Below are 19,217 nucleotides of genomic sequence, written 5' to 3' on the forward strand. Positions count from 1 at the left end.
ATCGTCCCTAGAACTGGGTCTCAGGAATGTGTACTTCCATTCCGGCCATTTCGGCTGTCACAGGGACTTGGCAGGTGAGGCGGCTGTTGGAGGCGCGTGGCACCGGTACCCCCTCAAGGATCATGTCCTCGTTTTCATCAGCCGCAGGAAGCACCGGCAGGAACTTCTCATCGATGTAGGCGTGGCAGGTTCCGCAGGAAGCGCAGCCGCCGCAGTCGCCGATGATGCCGGGCACGAGATGGTCGAGTGCCGTCTGCTTGAGGCTCTGGCCGACGACGGCCTCCACGGGGTGTGTTGTTCCGTCGGCCTCGATGAACCTGATCACTGGCACGTCAAACACGCCTTTCTACGGTGGGCTGGTGTCGCTTCATCAATTCGGACAGCGGGAGGTCTTCCAAGGAGGCTTCGGCCCGGGTTATGGCGGCCCGCGCGGTGACGAGCTGCCGGCCGGCCGCGAAATCCCGCGGCCGGTTGACAGCGTGCAGGCCGGTGATGACGCCGTTGCGCAGATACACCACTGCGAAGGAGTTCGATGACGGGTCGCCGCGGACGACAGCTGTGTCGCCCGCCTGCGGCACGCCGGCCATCTGGAGCTTGTGGTCGTACTGATCGGACCAGAACCAGGGCGCCGTGAAGCGTTCGGTCGGCTTCCCGCACAGGGTCCGGGCCGCGATTCTGGCCTGGTCAGTGGCGTTCTGAACGGACTCGAGGCGCACGCTGCGGCCGAGGAAACCGTGCCACTGCCGTGTGCAGTCGCCCGCGGCGACGATGTCGGGATCCTCGGTCCGGGCCACGGCGTCGACCAGGACACCGTCGTCGACGGCCAGCCCCGCGGCGGCGGCGAGGGTGTCGTTCGGAGCGATCCCCACACCGGCCAAGATCAGGTCGGCTCTGACCACGGTGTTATCGCTGAGCTCCGCAAAGAGGGCACCGTCGCGCCGGGCGACGCTGCGGACGGATGTGCCTGCGCGCAGATCGACGCCGTGACTGCGGTGCTCGCGTTCGACGAAGGCGGAGACGGCCGGTGAGCACGCCCGGGCCAGGACTCGCGGTTGGGCCTCCAGCAGCGTCACCGCGATCCCCATGTCCGTCGCGGCGGCCGCCGTCTCAAGGCCGATGAATCCGCCGCCGACGATAAGGATCGCGCCACCGGACTGGAGTTCCTGCCGCAGCGAAACTGCGTCGTCGAGGTGATGCAGGGTCCTGCCCGCGACGTGGTCGGAGCCGAATCGGAGAGGCCGCGGACTGCCACCGGTGGTGAGGGCCAGCTTGGCGTAGCGCAGCTCGCGCCCGTCGGCCAAGGTGACGGATCGTCTCTGGCGGTCAATCCCGATCGCCGCAGTGTCGAGTTCGATCTCGATACCGGCGTTGGTGTAGGCGTCCAGGGCGCGAGTCCGCAGTCCGTCCGGTTCGACCGTGCCGCGCAAGAACGCTTTGGACAGTGGCGGACGCTGGTAGGGCAGATGGCGTTCGGCCCCGACCACGACGATGCGGTCGCCGAAGCCGGTCTGCCGAAGTGCCACGGCCAGTTCCGAGCCCGCCTGACCCGCGCCGACGATGACGACGGTGCTCACTTGCCCGCCCGGCGGAGGGTGACAGGCAGGGCCGTCACGTGCCGCATCAGAGAGTGAGGCACCCACGAAGGCTCGCCCCCGACCAGCGCGATGTCGATACCGGGTGCGGTCAGCGCTGTCACGACGGTCTCGGTGAGCATCCGGGCCACGTTCCTGCCCGGACACAGGTGACCGCCGCCACCGAAGGTCGTGCCGTGCAGGATCGTCCGGGTCAGCTGGTAGCTGTCGGGATCGGTGAACACCTCGGGGTCGCGGTTTGCCGCAGCCCAGACCATGACGACCGGGGTACCGGCGGGGATGAGCACACCCTGGTGCTCGACGTCCTGCAAGGCCAGCCGCTGACTGACCATCAGCGGCGACTCCAGACGGGTGCCCTCAAAGAAGGCGTTGGCGACCAGCGACGGGTCGGCCCGGACCTGTGCATGCGCCGCTTCATTGCTCAGCAAGCGGTAGATGACGTTCACGATGGCCACGCCGACCGTGTGGAAGCCGTCGAAGAAGTTCGCGGCTACCAGCGTACCGATGTCCTCCGGCTCGCCCTCGATGTCGATCGCGGCGAGGTCGGCCGCCATGTCGAGGAGCAACTCGTTGTCCTTCTTGGCCCAGGCCTGCCGAACCGCTTCCCCGACCACCTCCATGTAGGTCGCCACAGCGGAGAACATCCGCTGGGACTGTTCGGGGGAGCGGGAGAGCAGGAAGGTCAGGTTCATCTCCTCTATGAGCTCTTGGACGTGTGCTGCCTGGTCCCTGCTCAGGCCGAGTTGCTCGGCCCAGAAGCGGGTGACGAACCGTCCGGCGTATTCATGGGCGAAGTCGATCTGCTCCCGTCCTGCGCACTCTTCGATGAGTTCCTCTGCGAGGCGCTGCGCGGCAGGGGCGAAACGCATGATCTTCCTGGGCATCAGCTGCCGGACGAGGATGTTGCGGCTCGGCTGGTGCAACGGGGGATTGGACGTGAACACCTGATTCCGCAGGAACTGCCCGAAGCCGGCGGTCTGCTCCGGGTCGGGCTTCACACCGGGTCCTGAGCCGAGATCCATCTCGGTCGCCATCCAGAACAGAACGTCTGCCGGCATGTTGCCCAGAGCCGGATTCGCCGCCAGGGCCCTGACGTCCTTGTTGCGCAGGACGACGAGGCTGTTCTCCGGGCCCTTGAGAAGTCCTGTTCCGTCCCGGCGTATCAGCTCTCGGGCGGTCTCGACGAAGTCGCGCGAAAACTCGTCGAAAGCCATGAGGTCATCAAGCGCGGGAAGATCTGTCACCGGCGTCGGCTGTGCGGAGTGCATACGTCTGTTACCACCTTTCGGAAGGCCTGGGTCAGTCACCCAGAACTCATTGCAGGTACTCGTTGCCCAAACGCCGGTCCGGGGTCAGGCGCCCGCGCAGTTGCCATGTCTTCTTGCTTCTGCGGTGAGATCGGCGTGGCGTCTTCCGCGCATTTAGCGGACGGAACGGATGCGGTACACGAGGAGCGCTCCGACGGCTGCGGCCGCGCCTACGAGGGCGAACAGGAGCGGGTAGCCGCGATTGGAACTGATGACCACGCCGGCGATCAGCGGGGCGATTGCAGGGGGTACGACCGAGCCGATGTTCATGATGCCGAGGTCCTTGGCCCGGCTCTCGGCGTCGGGGAGGACTTGTGTGATCAAAGCCTGGTCGACGGCCATGTATTCACCGAAGCCACCACCCATGAGAGCAGATGCCACCATCATGACGGTGAGGCTTGGGGTGCTCGCCAGCAGGAAGCCGGAAGCCGCCTGGAGGAGCGCCGCCAGGGCGACGAAGATCCGTCGTCGGCCGAGGCGGTCGGACAGCACGCCGGCGGCGGCGGTGGCCAGAAGGCCGGCGAGGAGATAGAGCACGGTGCAGGCCAGCAGACTGCCGGCCGGATCGGAGACCTTGAGGCCGTCGGTGAGGAAGTAGAGCGTGTAACACGTGCCCAGCGAGTTCGCCAGGTTCACCAGGAGCCGTCCGCCGAAGGCCCAGGCGAATTCCCGGTTTCTGAGCGAGCTGCCCATGGACGCGATCAGTTCTGGGATGTTGAGCGGCGCCTCGACATTGAAAGCAATGTCGCGATGGGCGGTCAGGAACGGCACTATGCAGACGATCAGTAGGACCGCGATGATGGCGAAGCCGGACATGGGGGACAGCCCGAAGGCCGATACGAGGGCGATGCCGACGACCACGCCGAGGGCCTGGGGACCGTAGATGGCGCTGGAGATCATGCCGCGCTGGCTCTCGGGCACACGGTCGGCGATGACGGCGGTGAGCCCGGCGGTGGCTGCGCTGAGCCCGATCATGCTGGCAGCCCACGCCACCGCCACACCGGTCACGGTCGTCTGCGCGCCGGTGACGATCAGCCCGGCGGCGAAGGCCACCGCGCCTGCTGCGAGCCAGAGTCTGCGTCGGCCGAAGGAGCTGCGGGAGCGATCGCACAGGGCGCCGCACAGGGGCAGGGCGATGAGGGCGACCAGTCCGGAGACACCGTTGACCACGGCGAAGTCGTAGACCTTGGAGGCCGGGTCGATCGTCTCCAGTTGCTGAGGGAGCAGAAGCTGGAGGGGGACGAGATTCGCCATCCAGAAGCCGAACCAGACCAGGCCGTACAGGGTGGTCCAGCGACGTGTGACGGGTTCGGCTGGTCCATGGGCGATGGCCTGGCCGACGGAGCCCGCAAGGGCTGGAGCGGGGGAGTCGAAGTCGGGGAGCATCGGGCCTCCGGGAGACTGGGCCGCGGATGGGGGAGTGGTCAGAGGAAGGCGTGTCCTTCACCCCGGTAGGTGAGGACCTGACCGACGTGCTCGCTCTTGGCCACCAGGTGGAGGGTGTTCACCCGCTCGCACAGTTCGCCGGCCTTGGCGTGCCGGAACCACACGTGGTCCCCGAGGCGCAATCCGTGCGCTGCCGTGCCGAGCACCGGCGTCTGCACCTCCCCCGCACCTTCCAGGGGGTTCATCCGCAGGCCCTGAGGCCAGGCCAGGGTGGGCTGACGGTCACGGCCGGTCGGTCCGGAAGCGACCCAGCCGCCCCCGAGCACGGTGGCGATCCTGTCGGTCGGGCGGCGTACGACCGACATGACGAAGTAGGCGGCAGGCCGTGGGCGGAAGCGCCGGTAGAAGTCGAACAGGCCCGGCCCGTACAGGCCCGATCCGGCGCCGATCTCGGTGATGACGTGCTCGGACGCGGTCTGCTCGATGGAGCCGGTGCCGCCGCCGTTGACGAACTCCAGCGGTGCGACGGCCTCGACGGCGGCGATGGCGGCGGCGCGCCGGTCGGCCAGTTCGCGAGCGGAGAAGCGCTGCATGGCGCGGAGCGCTGCCCGTTTGAGGGGGGAGCCGGGCTGGTTGTCGCCGAGACCGGCGATCTGGCCCTCATAGGACATCACTCCGGCCAGGCGGAACCCGGGCCGGCTCTCGATCTCCCGGGCGAGTGCTGCGGCCTGTCGCGGGGAGTGCACAGGGGAGCGGTACGGGCCCAGGTGGATGCGGCCGCCGGCCAGTTCCAGCGCGGCGTCCAGGTCGATACACACGCGCAGGTCGGGCCGGGATGCGCCCACCACATTGTCGATGAAGTCCAGTTGGCCGACAGAGTCGATCATGAGGGTGATGCGGGCGGCTGCACGCTCGTCCATCGCGAGCTGCTGCAGCGCGGTGCGGTCCGCGGTCGGATAGCCGATGACCACGTCCTCGTGGTCTTCGGCCAACCACAGGGCCTCGGGCAGAGTGAAGGCGAGGATGCCGTGGTAGCCCTCCCACTGGGCGGCACGCTGGATCAACTCGCGGCTGCGGACCGACTTGCTGGCCACGCGGATGGTGGCGAGCCCGTCTGTCCGGCGCGTCAGATCCTCGGCGTTGGCGTCGAAGGCGTCCAGGTCCACCACGGCGAACGGCGGATCCAAGTGCTCGGTGGCCCGGTGCAGTTGGGCCATCCGGACCTCGCTCAGGCCGGCGAGGGCAGAGACGGCCGATTTCACGTCCGGCCGGGACGCCACATGTGCGCTCACATCCGCACCCTTTCTCAGTAGTTCAGGTTGACCGGCCTGGTCAGCGGTGGCCGGAGACCGCAAGGGTCAGACGGTGGACCGGTCCGAAGGCTGTGCCGTGCCGGGCTGGTGGGCGCCCGTCTTGGCGATGAGGCGCTCCCGGTGCCGTCGGCCCCTGGCCTCGGCGAGCGGGATCACCCACCGCATCAGGCGGGGGAAGACGCCGGCGATCCGCTGGACCCGTCCGCCCAGCGGCGGAAACACCACCTCGACCGGCTTGGAGGCGATCGCGTCGACGACGGTCTTGGCGATCTCTTCGGGTGCGTATGACTTCTCGGCGAAGGAGATGGCGCAAGCGGGGTCGGCCATCTCCTGCTCGAGCATGTCCGTGCGCGTGGACGGAGGGTGGATGATGGTGAAGTCCAGGGGCCCGTCGCGCTCCTCCAGGGCCACGCTGTGGTGGAAGGCCCGCATCCCGTACTTCGAGCCGCAGTAGGTGGCGTATCCGGGCAGCGGGAGGAATGCCGTCATGCTGCAGACGGTGATGATGTGGCCGTGGCCCTTTGCGGTCATCCGCTCGATCGCCGTGCAGGTGCCCGTGATGGTGCCCAGCAGATTGACCTCGACGATGTCGCGATGCTGCTGAGGGCTGAGATCAGTTGCATGGCCGGTGTGAGTGATGCCCGCGTTGTTGACCAGAACGTCCACGGCTCCGAACGCGGCCTCCGCCGCTTCGAACGCCTTCACCCAGGCTGCCGGATCGCGGATGTCCAGCACGCACCCGGCGGCCCGGCTGCCCAGGCTGCTCACGCGGGCCTGCACGGCCTGCTCATTGACATCGGTCAGCATCACCCGATGACCGCGCGCGACCGCCAACTGTGCGATCGCGGCACCGATGCCGGAGGCCGCGCCGGTCACGAGAAGGACCCGGCTGTTTTCAGGCGTTTCACTCATGGCCACAGAGTCTCCTGGTCATCTGTCCAAGTCAACTGTCCGATATGAAATCGGCCCCGGTTGTTACCGAGGGCTTCACAGGCGAAACATCTCGATGCGACCGCCGTTCAGCTCGGCGGCGCGGACGGGATCGTCGGTCGGAACCGTCGCCGCGAACAAGGTGCGCCCGTCGAGTCCCGCGGCCAGGCAGCTCAGGGTGTTCTGGCTGGTCGCGACGCGATCGAGGACGCGGCCGCCCTCGGCCACGCGCACGCATTCGCCGCGCAAAGCGTTCGCGATCCACATCGTTGTGCCGTCGCTGTGCCAGGCGATGCCGTCGGGGGCGATCGGCGAGGCGGAGCGCTTGGCGATGGCCGGGTGGTCCAGGAGCGCCGAGACGCGCCGGGTGATCCTGCCGAGCAGTCCCGGGTAGTTCACCGCATGCCACAGGAGCGGTGAGATCAGCGGGGCCCAGGGTCGCGGCTCGCCCAGGGTGCCGTCCGGTAGCACGGGGAAGGCGGAGAGCCGCATGGCGAGGGTTTCGGCCGCCACCATAGTGGCGCCGTCGGCCGTGAGGACACATCCGTTGGGGAAGAGCACCGGTTCCGTCACGCCCAGCAAAGTTCCGTCAGGCGCCAGGCATGCGATCGGCGTCTTCGGTGGGCCGGGTGGCGCGTAGAGCATGGCGTTCGCGTGCTCGCGGGCGAACGCGTGGTAGTCGAAGCCGAAGTTGCCGACGTACGCGCGTCCTATCGGATCGACGAGCATGTCGTTGACCGGGCCGCCGACAAGGTGCCGCAGATCCGCGTGCTCGACGAGTCCGCCGTCTGCTTCCAGCCGGTAGACGACGCCTCCGTCCATGGAGGCGACGAGCATGCGCCCGTCCGGGAGCCAGCCGAGCCCGCCGGCCCGGCCAGGGACCTTGAGCACCGTCTCGGCTTCTCCGCTGCCGTCCCAGCGGTGCACCGTGCCGTGGGCGAGATCGGAGAACCACAGGGCTCCCTGATGCCAGCGCAGGGACTCGGGAACACCGAAGCCGCTCAAGGCGACCGATGTCATCCGCTTCATTCCAGCTGCTCCTCGGTGACGGTTTGCCCTGGCGTCCCTAAAAGTTGGACGCTTGTACAAGACACTTGACTTGTACGGGCGACCGTCTCATTCTGGGCGAACCGAAGTCAACGTTCCGGCAGGAGTTTTTCCGTGGCTCAGACTCGATCGCTCAGCCCAGGTGGCGCCCGGGCGGACACGCCCATAGCAGTGGACAATCCGGCCACCGGAGAAGTGGTCGGCCACGTCACGGACGCGTCGGCGGAAGAGGTGGCGCAGGCGGTCGCACGAGCCCGGCGGGCGCAGCCGGGCTGGGCGGAACTGAGTACCCGCAGCCGTGCGGAATTCTTCGCGCGCGGCCGTCAGTGGCTGCTGGCCCACCGACAGGAGATCACGGACTCCATCGTCGCGGAGAACGGCAAGGCGGAAGAGGACGCGATCGTCGAGATCGTCTACTGCGTCAACGCCTTCGCCTACTGGGCCAAGCATGCGCGGCACTACCTCGCCGAGACGAAGATCCGCTCACTCTCGCCGTTCGTGCTCGGGCGCAGCATGTACACCCGCCGCGTACCGCTCGGCGTCGTCGGCGTCATCGGTCCGTGGAACAACCCGTTGATCAACTCCTTCGGTGACGCCATCCCCGCCCTGGCCGCAGGCAACGCAGTCGTCCTCAAGCCCTCCGAGTACACGCCGCTGACCGCGCTGCTCATGGAGAAGATGACCCGTGAGTGCGGCTGGCCCCGGGGCGTCTTCCAGGTCGTGACCGGCGCTGGCACCACCGGCCAGGCTCTCGTCGACGCCGCCGACTTCGTGATGTTCACCGGATCGACCAAGACCGGCCGGGCCGTCGCAGCGCGGGCGGGCGAGCGGCTCATCCCGTGCTCACTCGAACTCGGCGGCAAAGACGCCCTGGTCGTGCTGGCCGACGCCTCCCTGGAACGAGCCGTGAACGTCACCCTGCACGGTGCCCTGTGCAACGGGGGCCAGATGTGCACGTCCGTGGAGCGGGTCTACGTGGAGGAACCCCTCTACGACGCATTCGTCGCCAGGCTTCGCGAGCGGTTCCAGGAGGTCACCTCAGGCAGGCCGGCGGGGCTGGGCAGTACCGACGTGGGCGCCATGACCTTCCCGCCCCAGATGGCGACTATCGAGGACCATGTCGAGGACGCCGTGAGCCGAGGGGCCCGCGTACTCGCGGGAGGCCACGCCACCCCAGGCCCCGGCCGGTTCTTCGAACCCACCTTGCTCGTCGACGTCGACCACACCATGAAATGCATGCGCGAGGAGACCTTCGGCCCCACGCTGCCCGTCATGAAGGTCGCGAGCGCGGAAGAGGCCGTCCGGCTCGTCAACGACAGCACCTACGGCCTGCAGGCCACCATCATCAGCTCCAACATGAAGCACGCCCGGCACCTCGCGGAGCAGCTCGAGGCCGGCTGCGTCACCATCAACGACGCCCAGACCAACTACATGGCCCTCGGCCTGCCCATGGGCGGCTGGAAGGAATCAGGCCTCGGCGTCCGGCACGGCGCCGAAGGAATCCGCAAATACACCCGGCTCCAAGCGGTCAGCGTGAACCGATTCCCGATGCGCCGCGACCTTCACATGATCCCGTTCGACCCCTCGGCCTACCGGTCCATCCTGCGCCTGGTGGATGTCATGTACGGCAACCGCCTGCGCCGCCGGAACAAGTGACCGTGCGATCGATCACCCGACAACGAAAGGCCCGCCGATGACCACGACCCCCGCCCCGCACGCGTCTGTCGGAGCCATGCCCGAAGGCGTCACCCTGCCGCTGCCCCAGCAGAACCTGAGCGTCGAGGAAGAGCGCCAGGTCCGCAAGCAGGAACTCGCCGCCGCCTTCCGCCTGTTCGCCCGGTTCGGATTCTCCGAAGGCGTCGCCGGGCACATCACCGCCCGCGACCCGGAGAACCCCTCAGCCTTCTGGGTCAATCCCTTCGGCATGTCGTTCAGCCAGATACGCGTCTCCGACCTCATCCTCGTCGACCACGACGGCAAGCTTCTGGAAGGCAAGCGCCCGGTCAACAACGCCGCCTTCTGCATCCACTCCGAAGTGCACCGGGCCAGGCCGGACGTGATCGCAGCCGCACACACTCACTCCGTGCACGGCAAGGCCTTCTCCAGCCTCGGCGTCCCGCTGGACCCGATCACCCAGGACGCCTGTGCCTTCTTCGAGGACCACGGCATCTACTCGGACTACCGCGGGGTCGTCAACGACACCGAGGAAGGCCGGAAGATCGGTGTGGCCCTGGGCGACGCCAAGGCGGTCATCCTGCAAAACCACGGACTGCTCACAGTCGGGGCGTCCGTGGCCGAAGCCGCCTGGTACTTCATCACCATGGAACGCTCCTGCCAGGCTCAACTCCTTGCCATGGCCGCGGGCAAGCCGAAGCTCATGGACTCCGAGACGGCCCGGATGGTGCGGGCGCAGATCACCGGCGCCCTGCCGGGCTGGTTCCAGTTCCGCCCACTGTGGGACCAGGTCACCGCGGAACAGCCCGACCTGTTCGACTGACGCGACACGCTGATTGCATAGCGACACAGGAGTCCAGGGCGGGTGGGTCCGGCGGCAGCCATCCCTGATATTGCGTGGGTATCCCCGGCTTCAGCAGGGGAGGGAAACGCATCCTCGGCCCGGAGGCGCGAAGCGCCGGAGTTCACTGTGTTGTCAGTGGCCTCCGCTAGGTTGATCACTCATTGACCGAAGGGGGGTGGGCCGGATGATCCGTGCGTACAAGTTCCTCATGCGGCCCACCGTGGGCCAGCAAGCTGCGCTCGCCGCGATGCTGGCCGATCACTGCTCTCTCTACAACGGGGCGTTGCGGGAACGCCGCGACGCCTACCGGCACACGTCGAAGACGAGCATCAAGTACGGCCAGCAGTCCGCACAGCTCAAGGAGATCCGTTCCTTCGACCCGGAGCGTCAGGGCCGCTGGTCATTCTCCAGCCAGCAGGCGACACTACGCCGCCTGGAAAGGCGTTCGCCGCGTCCTTCCGCCGGGCCAAGGCTGGCGAGACGCCGGGCTACCCGCGCTTCCGGGGTGTGAACTGGTTCGACACAGTGGACTTCCCCAAAGACGGGGACGGCTGCCGCTGGGACTCCACTGCGCGCGACCGGGTCCCCCGCGTCCGTTTGCAAGGTGTCGGGCACGTCAAGGTCAACCAGCACCGGCCGGTGGCTGGCAGGGTCAAGACCGTGTCTGTCAAGCGTGAGGGCAAACGCTGGTACGTCGTGCTGACCGCCGAGCAGGCGCAGCCCGAGCCGCTACCCAAGACGGACAGCGTGATCGGCATCGACATGGGTATCGCCCACTTCCTCGCCGATTCCAGCGGCGAGTTCGTTCCCAACCCGCGTCACGGGCGCAGGGCTGCCGCGAAGCTCGAGGCCGCTCGCCCGGTTCCCCCGAGTGCGCCGCGACAAGCGCACCGCCGGCCACCGGCGGGCCGTGGACAAGGTCGCCGCCCTGCACCGCAAGGTCCGCCGCCAGCGGCTCGACCACGCGCACAAGACCGCCTCCGGTCTCGTGCGGGAACACGGTGTCATCGCGCACGAAGACCTCAAGATCCGCAGCATGGTCAAGGCTCCCGCACCGAAGCCCGACCCCGACCGGCCGGGCGGCTTCCTGCCCAACGGGGCCGCCGCCAAAGCCGGGCTGAACCACTCGGTCAACGATGCCGGATGGGGGTGTTCCTGACGATCCTGCACGCCAAGACACCTCACGGTTGCAACGTGTCAAGCAGCGGCGGGTAGTTCGGTGCGAAAGGCGCGAGTCTCGTCGAACAGGATGTGTTTCTGGAGGCAGTGGTAGAGCTGGCCGATCATCTTGTTGAACAGGTTCCTCTGAGCGGCAGCGTGCCAGTCCCCGACCTCGCGGCGTCGGTCGTAGTGTGCCTTGGCCCCGGTAGAAGCGGTCAGGGCTGCGAAGGCCCAGAGGTATCCGGTGTGGTTGAGCCGGTCGTTCTTCACCCAGCGTCTGGTGATGCTGGACTTCTTCCCCGAGGCCCTGGTGATCGGGGATGCGCCGGCGTAGGCCTTCATGCCGCGGGCGGTGGTGAAGCGGGTGTGATCGTCCCCGATCTCAGCGAGGATCCGGGCGCCGAGCTGGGTTCCGAGTCCGGGGAAGCTCAGGATGATCTCGGCGTCCGGGTGCTGAGGGAAAGCCTCTTCCACCGCCTCGGCGAGCTGGTCGGCGGCGATGCAGGCGGCGTTGAGCTGCCGCAGCAGGGCGAGCATCTGCTTGCCGAGCGCGTCCTCGACCAACGGTGGCTGGTGCGCGCATTCGGCCCGCAGGACCTCGCGGATGCGCTCGGCGTCGGCATCGATCCCGCGCTGGCGGCCAGCGCGCTTGAGCGCCGAGCGCAGTTGCGCAAGCGACAGCCGGGCCGCCCGCGAGGGCGTGGGGGCGAGCTCCAGCAGGACGCGGGTCTCGGGGCGGCAGAGACCGTTCTGCCAGTGCAGGTAGGCGTCGAGGGCGGCGGGGAAGTACTCGCGCAGGAGCGAGCGGAGCTGGTTGGCGAGCTGCTGCCGGTTCCAGACTGCGTCCTGCTGGGCGCGGGCGAGGACAGCGATGGCGCGGGCGAGATCGCTGTCCTGGGGCAACGGCCGGTGGGCGTGCATATCGGTGCGGAGGATGTTCGCCAGGACGAGGGCGTCGCCAGGGTCGGTTTTCTTCCGTGTGACCGCGTGGCGGTCGCGATATCGTGCGGCGGCCATCGGGTTGATGGCGTAGACCTGGCGCTTGCCGGTGCGCAGGACCGCGACGAGCAGACCGCGGGAGGTCGCGATGGCGACCGAGATCGGGGTGTCCTGGGTGTCGCCGTGCTCGGCAAGCAGATCCAGAAGGATCTTGTAACCGGTCGCGTCGTCTGTGATGTGGCGCTTGGCCAGGAGCGTGCCGTCGTCGTCGACCAGGGCGACGTCGTGCGTCCTCTCGGCCCAGTCAATGCCGCAGTAGATCAACTTCCCTCCTCTATGTGCGGGTGTTTGCGCTGGTCACGAGCGCATGCGGGCCACGCAGCGACCTAATTCCAGGCCTCGATCAAGGAACGGGCCGACACCTCACAAGCCGTTCGTGGCACCAGCTCACCGCACAGGCCCCGGTCTGTTCCCAGAGCTCAGACGACTCGGGAAATGCAAGAGATCACCGTGCGACAGGCTCGCACCACCAACTCCAACGAGTGATCAAGCGAACGGTGTTGACGCCGCTGGTGGCCGTGAAGGCGCCGAACGCCGCCGATCTTGGCGGAGACATCATGGCCGGGCTGAAAGAAGGCGTGCGTCCGGAGCCCACACAACCACCAGCAGCATCAGCGCTGGGTGGGTGGCAGCCACGAGAGCACCGAATGGCGCCGCTCTCTGGGAAGGCATCTCGGCCGTGACGTTGAGAGGTATCCACCGGAACTCACGAGGCCATCACCCGCCAGCTGGGTTGCGCAGCCGTACTGTCGGAGACCTTTACGGCCCGGTGGAGTGCAGGCGTCACAACCTGTTCGAACCAACTCACCGACTGGCGAGAGCCGGTGAGTTCCTTACAAGGGAATTAGGCTGAAAGCGCCGGACGAGAAGTGATCGCCGTTGACCCCCGCAACACCTCCCGCACCTGCCCCCAATGCGGGCACTGCGCGAAGGGGCACCGGCCCACCCAGGAGAAGTTCCACTGCCGCTCGTGCGACCACACCGCGCACGCGGACACCGGGGGCGCACTCAATGTCTTACGGGCCGGGCTGGCCCGCCGCCAAGCCCCACCGGCTTAGCGAGAAGCCCCCTCGTTCACGAGGGGAAGAGTCACCGGAACCCACCCGCTCGTCGTGGGCCGCCATCTACGGGAGCGGCGCACCCGTGAGCGGTGCATTAGATAGGTGGCTCCGTACGTCCGCCGCTAACGCGGCTGGCTCTCCGGAATTTCACGCGGGAGCGCCCCGCCGGCCCGCGGACGATGAACAGTTCGATATGCCGGCAGCTGGTGACTGGCCAGCTCACCCATGCGGCATGGCTCAGACCTGGCTCACGCCCCAGGGCAGGCCCCCACCGACAGGGCAGACGCCTGTTCGGCGAGCCCGAGGCGGGAAATGCGACCGACCTCCCCGGAGACGAAGCAGCCGCGCATTCCTGGCGCATGGGCCACGGCTTGCCGACGACGATGCCGCCTTCGTGCCGGACTCAAACGGATGATCAAATCAGCAGTCGTTCTTTGCGGCGAGGCTCATAAGGTGCTCGCCTGTCAAGCGGAGCACTTCGCGAGTGTGCTCGCTGTTACGGTCGGCCAGCCAGCACAGGGTGACGCCGTCCAGCACCGAGTTGAGATAACGGGCCAAGACAGGAATGGGCACGGTCCACTGGATTCCCGCGCTTTCGGCAGCTTCCGCGAGGAGCTGCTCGTGCACTTCCAGGTAGTGCTCGTACTGCCGTCGAGCCAGGCCCTCGAAACCGTCCTGGCGCAGCGCGTAGTGGGCGAGTTCATACCCCACCTGCTGCTCTCCCGGATTGAGCTCGACCGCCTCCCAGAACGCGTACAGACTCTTGGCGATACGCGCGCCGAGGTCACCTTCCCCCTCGAACACGCTCCGCGCTTTGGCGACGCCGCTGTCCGTGATGCGGGTGATGACTTCCTGCAGGAGCTCCTCACGTGAATTGAAGCAGTAGTGAAAAACGCCCAGCGGCATCTTCGCCTCGTTGACGACCGCACGTGTCGTTGTCTTGGCGACTCCTTCGCGGACCATGACACGGACCGCCGCAGCGATGAGCTCTTCCCGCCGGTCCTTCGCTGCCATACGAGACATCCGGTCCACCGTTCCCTCAAGAGTGACATGCTCACTCGTATGTTAACCGGCGTCTTGGACGATCGACCAACTTCAATTCGGTCTTTCACGTCACGGTCATCCGATGATGAGTGACGCTTGGAGGGGGCCTGTTGGTGGGCTGGGTGGCGGCTGGCCTGGTGTGTTGTTGGTTCGTTGAGAGGCTGGGTGGAGTGGCTTTTTGGGGGGTGGTCGGGGGTTTGAGCTGGGATTGTTGGTGGTGTGTTGAGAGGGAGTGTGGCTTGTTGTAGGTATCGGTAGGGTCAGAAGGCTCGGCGGGTGTGGGTTACGTGGGGTCGTGACGGATGTCGTGGTTCGCGCTATGCCGGAAGGATGAGGTATCCCGATGGTGGAGGGCTGACAGCAGAGGAGCGGGTTCGGCGTGAGCGGGTCCGGTTGGCGGCCGCTGATCTGATCGAGGCGGGGGCCAGTGACCGGGAGGTGGCCCGGCAGTTCAGGGTGACCCGCATGTCGGCGAACCGCTGGCGACGGGCGCTGGCCACGGGCGGTCGGCAAGCCCTGGTCTGCAAGGGACCCGGCGGTGCCCGCTGCAAGCCCCATGCGAGTCAACTGCGTGTGTTGGAGGCAGTGTTGGATGCCGGTCCGCTCGCTGCGGGCTGGAGTGACCAGTGCTGGACTCTGGCGAGGATCGCCGAGGTCGTGCGCCGCCGCTTCGGCGTCGAGTACACCTTGGCCGGGGTGGATCTGCTGCTGCACCGCATCGGCTGGAGCGTGCAGGTCCCCTCCCGCAAGGCCACCGAGCGCGACGAGGAGAAGATCGCCGCCTGGAAGGACGAGCAGTGGCCCGTCATAAAAAGACGGCGGCGGACCTGGGCGCCTGGCTCTGCTTCGAGGACGAAGCCGGCCAGGGGCTGAGGCCGCCCAAAGGCCGCACCTGGGGCCGCCGAGGCTACACACCGGTCGTGCGGGTCACCGCCGCGGGCACCAAACGCGTTTCCATGGCGGCGCTGACCTGCACCAAGCCCGGCCACCGGCCCCGGCTCATCTAGCGCATCCACCTCGACCGCGGCCCCGCCAAGGTCCGGCGCAAGGGCTTCACCGAGACCGACTTGAGAGTTCAGGAGAACTCATGGCCCTCGGCCGCGTCAACGCCGCCAAGTTCATTGCCCGTCTGCTGCCGGAACCGCACGAGAGGGACCTCGGTGGCGAGCCGGCCCATCATTTGTTGGCCACCGCTCACGCTGACGGGGTCTGCCCTCCGGCGGGCCACAGCATCGGCTGGGACGACTGCTACGCCAGCGCGAAAATGTTGCCGCTGCCCCGGAAGGCCGACCTGCTGTTGAGGTCAGACGGTGAACCCGCCCCAGTTTCGGAACACCTGACGGGCGAAGCCCGGGAGCGGGCCGAGTATGCCGCGCAGTTGGCTGCTTGGATTCGTCGCGAAGCGCACCGTCGCGGAATCCTATAAGCGACTGACTTCCCCTCTGATTCGCTTACAACGGCTAAGTAGTGTTGTCTTTCCGGGCTTGAGGGCTGCGTTTTCGCTGGTGGGAATAGGGCTGGCGATTCCATGAGTGTGATGGGCTGTCGTGTCGTCGCTCCTGTGGAGGTTGCGGATGTCGTCGGTCGTGGGGCTGCTGGAACAAGCACGAACTCTCCGCTCGGCGCCGGGTGGACGAGCTGCGGGGGGAAGCCGACTGTATCCAGGCCGAGTTGGCCGTGGCCGAGCGGGATTGGAAGGAATGGGCCATCGCCCGCCTCGCGGGTCGGCGCGGTGCTGGTTTCGGAGAACGGCAACGCCGCAGCGGAGGCCACCCGGGAGCTGCGGGATGCGGTGAAGCCGAAAATCGCAGGTGCCGGTGTGGGGTGAGGGGCTGGCCTGGTCGGTGCTGTCGGTCGACTACCAGCGCATCCTGCGGCTGGGCACCTTCATCGACAACGCGCGCCGCAGGGCCGACAAGTTGAGCGAGGAACGGCGCGCGGAACTCGCCGAGTTGGGCATGCGCTGGTAGGAGGCAGCGCGGCCAAGTCGCCGGGCCTGAAGCCCCGATGGGAGTCCGGGCCCCTGCCCGCCCGCTGACGCCAAGCCGCCACACAGGCGCACAGCCGCTTTACCGGGCCACCCAAGCGGTACAGCTGCGTGATGCGGTTCCGTGGGCATCTCTCAGTTGCCGGTGGAGGCCCGGTACGCTCTTCGCCTTGCCTGATGCCCCGACTGCCCATCCGGGCAAAGGTGTTGCTGCTCGCTACGTTTTGTACCACCTGCGCCCTCGACAGCAGTCGAGGGCGCAACGCCCTGGCACGTAGTCGCAGGAGGCACCTTGTTCCATGAGCCGGTTCGCTCCACCAACGTCCGATCGGTGGGCTACAGCCAGGCGGATCAGTTGCGGAGGAAGTCCAGGGCCTGCTGCACGAACACCTCGTGATACTGGAAGATGCCGCCGTGGCCGGAGTCGGGGTAGACGGCAAGCTTGGCGGCGGGCAGCAACTGGGCGAGGCGGAGGGTGCCGGTCGCTGTGGGCCACATCGTGTCGTTGTCGCCGTTGACGACGAGTGTGGGCTGCTTCAGGGCTGCCAGGCCGGTCGGCGAGGTGTCCTGCTCCCACGCGGTGAGCGCGGTGAGCTGGGCGCCGATGGTCTCGTTGGAGATCGGGGCGTCGCGGTCGTCGGTGGTGCGCTGGTCCAGGCGGGCGAGGAAGGCGTCCGCGGCTGCCTGGCCGGCCGGTGACGGCTCGAAGAACAGGAAGTGCTTGGGGTGCTTGCCCTGCTCGGTCGCCTGCTGGATGGCCGCCTGGAGGGTGGCGCCGGTGGCAGCCGGGCCCTGGGCGCCGGCTGGCGTGGTGGCGGCCAGGATGATCCGGCGGACGCGGTCGGGGTACTGCTGGGCGACGACCTGGGCGACGATGCCGCCCAGTGAGTAGCCGAGCAGGTCGACCGCGTCCAAGCCGAGGGCGTCCAGGAAGGTGACGGCGTCGTCGGCCATCGCCTCGAAGGTGTCGGGCGTGGTCCCGCCGGAGCGGCCGACTCCGCGCAGGTCGACCAGGATCACGCGCCGCTCGGCCGCCAGGCCGTCAATCACGGCGGGGTCCCAGTCGTCCAGCACCGCGGTGACGTGGTGCAGGAGCACCAGCGGAACGCCCTCGCCCGTTCCCACCTCTCGGTAGGCGAACGGGGTTCCTGCGACGTCCACGGTCTTGGTGGGAGCCGATGTTGCGGTTGCTGCGGACATGGTGAGGTCCTTCCCTCGTACTCGGTGTCGGCGGGACTGCCTGAGTCGTCGGCGTGTGTCCGATTGACTCGGTGGGCGGTGTGGTGTTCAGGCGGGCGTGGGCAGAGCGTCGAAGAGGGACTCCACTCGGCGGGCGAGGTCGAAGAGGTTGCTGTCCTCGCCGTGGGCGGCGTCGATTTCGAGGCCGATGGGCAGGCCCTTGGTGCTGAGGCCGATGGGGATGCTGATGCCGGGCAAGCCTGCTCCGCTGGTGGGGATGGTGTTGTAGGCGAGGAACCGGTCGTCTACCTGGTGGCCAGCGATGGTGAAGTTCGATCCGTGTTCGATCAGGGGTGCGGGGCAAGGTGTGGTCGGGAAGAGCAGTGCGTCGGCCGCGTTGTGGGTGAATACCTGGCCGAGTCGGCGCTGGAGCTGCGGGCGTTCGGCGGCCAGGGCCGACTCGTAGCCTTCGTCGGAGAGGTAGCCCGGCCCGCCCGGGACGACGACCTGGCTCCAGATCGCCTTGAGCTGGGGCTTGATGTCGCTGTAAATCTCATCGAACGTGACGGGGAAGCTGTTGCGGGCGACGAATTGCGTGACCGCCTCCCGCATCTCGCGGAAGAAGAAGTTCCACGTCAGCTGGTTCGTCGTGTCCATGAAGTCGTCGCCGAGGTCGATTTCGACGACGTCGGCGCCAGCGTCGCGAAGGCGTTCGAGCGCGGCGGTGAAGTGGGCTGCGGTCTCGGGGTCGATCACCTTCATGTACTGCCGGGGGGCCTGGGCGAACCGGACCCCGCGCAGGTCGGAGCGCTGCGACATGGGGGCGGTGGTGTCCCGGGTAACAATCTGGTCGAGCAGCGCGCAGTCCTCGACGCTGCGGGCGAGGATGCCGGTGGTGTCGAGGGTGTGGGAGATCGGGGCGACGCCGCCTCCGGGCCAGCGGCCGTTGGTGGGCTTGTAGCCGACCACGCCACACAGGGACGCGGGGACTCTGATGGAGCCCACCGTGTCGCCGCCGGTCGATGCGGGGACGATGCGGGCGGCGACCGCCGCCCCGGAGCCGCTGGAGGACCCGCCGGGGACATGGGCGTGGCTGTAGGGGTTCTTCACCTGACCGTACGTGCTGTTGTGCCCGGTCAGTCCGAAGGACATCTCCACGAGATTGTTCTTGCCGAAGACGATGCCCCCGGCATTCTGGAGTGCGACGACAACGTCGGCGTCATGCTTCGGGACAAAGTCCTTCAGGTTGCCCACGCCGAGCGTGGTGCGCACACCAGCGGTGGCGTAGCTGTCCTTGATCCCGATCGGGACACCGAGGAGGGGAGCAGTGGAACCCGCGGCGCGGGCCTTGTCCGCCTCCTCCGCCGCAGCCAGCACTGCGGACTCGTCGATGGTGATGAAAGAGTTCAGGTCGGCATGCTTGCGTGCGCGCCGCAAAAGTGCGGAAGCGTACGCCTCGGACGTGATGTCGCCGTTACGGATCGCGGCAGCGGCCGCCGCTACGCCGAGCTCAACCAGCTCGTCATCACCCGACGCTGTACCCACGGTCGTGTCCTTATCCTGCATGATTTTCTCCTCGAATTTGAGTAACTGTCGACAAGCGATCAACATTTCCGCTTTCCGACAGTCGGCCCTGCATGTCGATCACGATAGGAACTGCGGGATGCTCACAATGCAGGGAAATGGGCAACCT

16 protein-coding genes and 2 pseudogenes are annotated in these 19,217 nt (G+C 67.4%); 7 read left to right on the forward strand and 11 right to left on the reverse strand.

Annotated features, from left to right (window positions below; genetic code table 11):
* Positions 1-7: 7 nt before the first annotated feature.
* The 7 genes from M2157_RS48680 to M2157_RS48710 all read right to left on the reverse strand — a co-directional run bounded on the left by M2157_RS48680 (position 8) and on the right by M2157_RS48710 (position 7,557).
* A complete protein-coding gene (locus M2157_RS48680; protein ID WP_280868732.1) occupies positions 8-340 on the reverse strand; it encodes a 2Fe-2S iron-sulfur cluster-binding protein in 333 nt (110 codons plus the stop codon).
* Positions 333-1,574, reverse strand: coding sequence for an FAD-dependent oxidoreductase (locus M2157_RS48685; RefSeq protein ID WP_280868733.1), 1,242 nt, complete (start codon positions 1,572-1,574; stop codon positions 333-335). Before M2157_RS48685 ends, M2157_RS48680 begins: the two co-directional genes overlap by 8 nt.
* A complete protein-coding gene (locus M2157_RS48690; protein WP_280868734.1) occupies positions 1,571-2,806 on the reverse strand; it encodes a cytochrome P450 in 1,236 nt (411 codons plus the stop codon). Before M2157_RS48690 ends, M2157_RS48685 begins: the two co-directional genes overlap by 4 nt.
* Positions 2,807-3,013: 207 nt before the next feature.
* The gene (locus M2157_RS48695) at positions 3,014-4,285 is read right to left on the reverse strand and encodes an MFS transporter (protein ID WP_280868735.1); all 1,272 of its coding nucleotides are present in this window, start codon (positions 4,283-4,285) and stop codon (positions 3,014-3,016) included.
* A gap of 38 nt (positions 4,286-4,323) precedes the next feature.
* Complete coding sequence (locus tag M2157_RS48700; RefSeq protein WP_280868792.1) at positions 4,324-5,502, reverse strand: amino acid deaminase/aldolase; 1,179 nt, start codon at positions 5,500-5,502, stop codon at positions 4,324-4,326.
* A 141-nt stretch (positions 5,503-5,643) separates the two neighbouring features.
* Positions 5,644-6,510, reverse strand: coding sequence for an SDR family NAD(P)-dependent oxidoreductase (locus tag M2157_RS48705; protein WP_280868736.1), 867 nt, complete (start codon positions 6,508-6,510; stop codon positions 5,644-5,646).
* 75 nt (positions 6,511-6,585) lie between these two features.
* On the reverse strand, positions 6,586-7,557 hold the full coding sequence (locus M2157_RS48710; RefSeq protein ID WP_280868737.1) for an SMP-30/gluconolactonase/LRE family protein: 972 nt from the start codon (positions 7,555-7,557) through the stop codon (positions 6,586-6,588).
* A 132-nt stretch (positions 7,558-7,689) separates the two neighbouring features.
* Between M2157_RS48710 and M2157_RS48715 the strand changes: the two genes are divergently transcribed.
* The 3 genes and pseudogenes from M2157_RS48715 (at position 7,690) to M2157_RS48725 (ending at position 11,308) form a co-directional block, all read left to right on the forward strand.
* The gene (locus tag M2157_RS48715) at positions 7,690-9,231 is read left to right on the forward strand and encodes an aldehyde dehydrogenase family protein (RefSeq protein ID WP_280868738.1); all 1,542 of its coding nucleotides are present in this window, start codon (positions 7,690-7,692) and stop codon (positions 9,229-9,231) included.
* Between the two features lie 37 nt (positions 9,232-9,268).
* Entirely contained in the window at positions 9,269-10,072 is an 804-nt protein-coding gene (locus M2157_RS48720) for a class II aldolase/adducin family protein (protein ID WP_280868739.1), read from the forward strand.
* Positions 10,073-10,277: 205 nt separating this feature from the next.
* Positions 10,278-11,308 (forward strand): annotated as a pseudogene (locus M2157_RS48725) (transposase).
* On the opposite strand, the gene M2157_RS48730 reads toward M2157_RS48725, so the two are convergent.
* Positions 11,291-12,517 carry an IS110 family transposase gene (locus M2157_RS48730; protein ID WP_280868740.1) on the reverse strand — a complete coding sequence of 409 codons (1,227 nt, stop codon included), beginning with the start codon at positions 12,515-12,517 and terminating at the stop codon, positions 11,291-11,293. The pseudogene M2157_RS48725 and the gene M2157_RS48730 sit on opposite strands and share 18 nt — an antisense overlap.
* Before the next feature lie 584 nt (positions 12,518-13,101).
* Between M2157_RS48730 and M2157_RS48735 the strand changes: the two are divergent.
* Positions 13,102-13,311: pseudogene (locus M2157_RS48735) on the forward strand (zinc ribbon domain-containing protein); the annotation flags it as partial.
* Positions 13,312-13,734: 423 nt separating this feature from the next.
* On the opposite strand, the gene M2157_RS48740 reads toward M2157_RS48735, so the two are convergent.
* Complete coding sequence (locus tag M2157_RS48740; protein ID WP_069757938.1) at positions 13,735-14,328, reverse strand: TetR family transcriptional regulator; 594 nt, start codon at positions 14,326-14,328, stop codon at positions 13,735-13,737.
* Positions 14,329-14,688: 360 nt separating this feature from the next.
* On the opposite strand from M2157_RS48740, the gene M2157_RS48745 reads away from it, so the two are divergent.
* The 3 genes from M2157_RS48745 (at position 14,689) to M2157_RS48755 (ending at position 16,328) form a co-directional block, all read left to right on the forward strand.
* Positions 14,689-15,231, forward strand: coding sequence for a winged helix-turn-helix domain-containing protein (locus M2157_RS48745; protein WP_280868741.1), 543 nt, complete (start codon positions 14,689-14,691; stop codon positions 15,229-15,231).
* A gap of 214 nt (positions 15,232-15,445) precedes the next feature.
* Complete coding sequence (locus M2157_RS48750; RefSeq protein WP_280868742.1) at positions 15,446-15,784, forward strand: hypothetical protein; 339 nt, start codon at positions 15,446-15,448, stop codon at positions 15,782-15,784.
* Positions 15,785-16,169: 385 nt separating this feature from the next.
* Positions 16,170-16,328 carry a hypothetical protein gene (locus M2157_RS48755; RefSeq protein ID WP_280868743.1) on the forward strand — a complete coding sequence of 53 codons (159 nt, stop codon included), beginning with the start codon at positions 16,170-16,172 and terminating at the stop codon, positions 16,326-16,328.
* A 368-nt stretch (positions 16,329-16,696) separates the two neighbouring features.
* Here M2157_RS48755 and M2157_RS48760 read toward each other — a convergent pair whose 3' ends face one another.
* Entirely contained in the window at positions 16,697-17,545 is an 849-nt protein-coding gene (locus tag M2157_RS48760) for an alpha/beta hydrolase (RefSeq protein ID WP_280859142.1), read from the reverse strand.
* Between the two features lie 87 nt (positions 17,546-17,632).
* Positions 17,633-19,135: an amidase family protein gene (locus M2157_RS48765; protein ID WP_280868744.1), complete on the reverse strand. Its 1,503-nt coding sequence runs from the start codon at positions 19,133-19,135 to the stop codon at positions 17,633-17,635.
* Positions 19,136-19,217 lie beyond the last annotated feature (82 nt).

Origin of the sequence: Streptomyces sp. SAI-127, assembly GCF_029894425.1 — a bacterium.
Classification (GTDB): Bacteria; Actinomycetota; Actinomycetes; order Streptomycetales; family Streptomycetaceae; genus Streptomyces.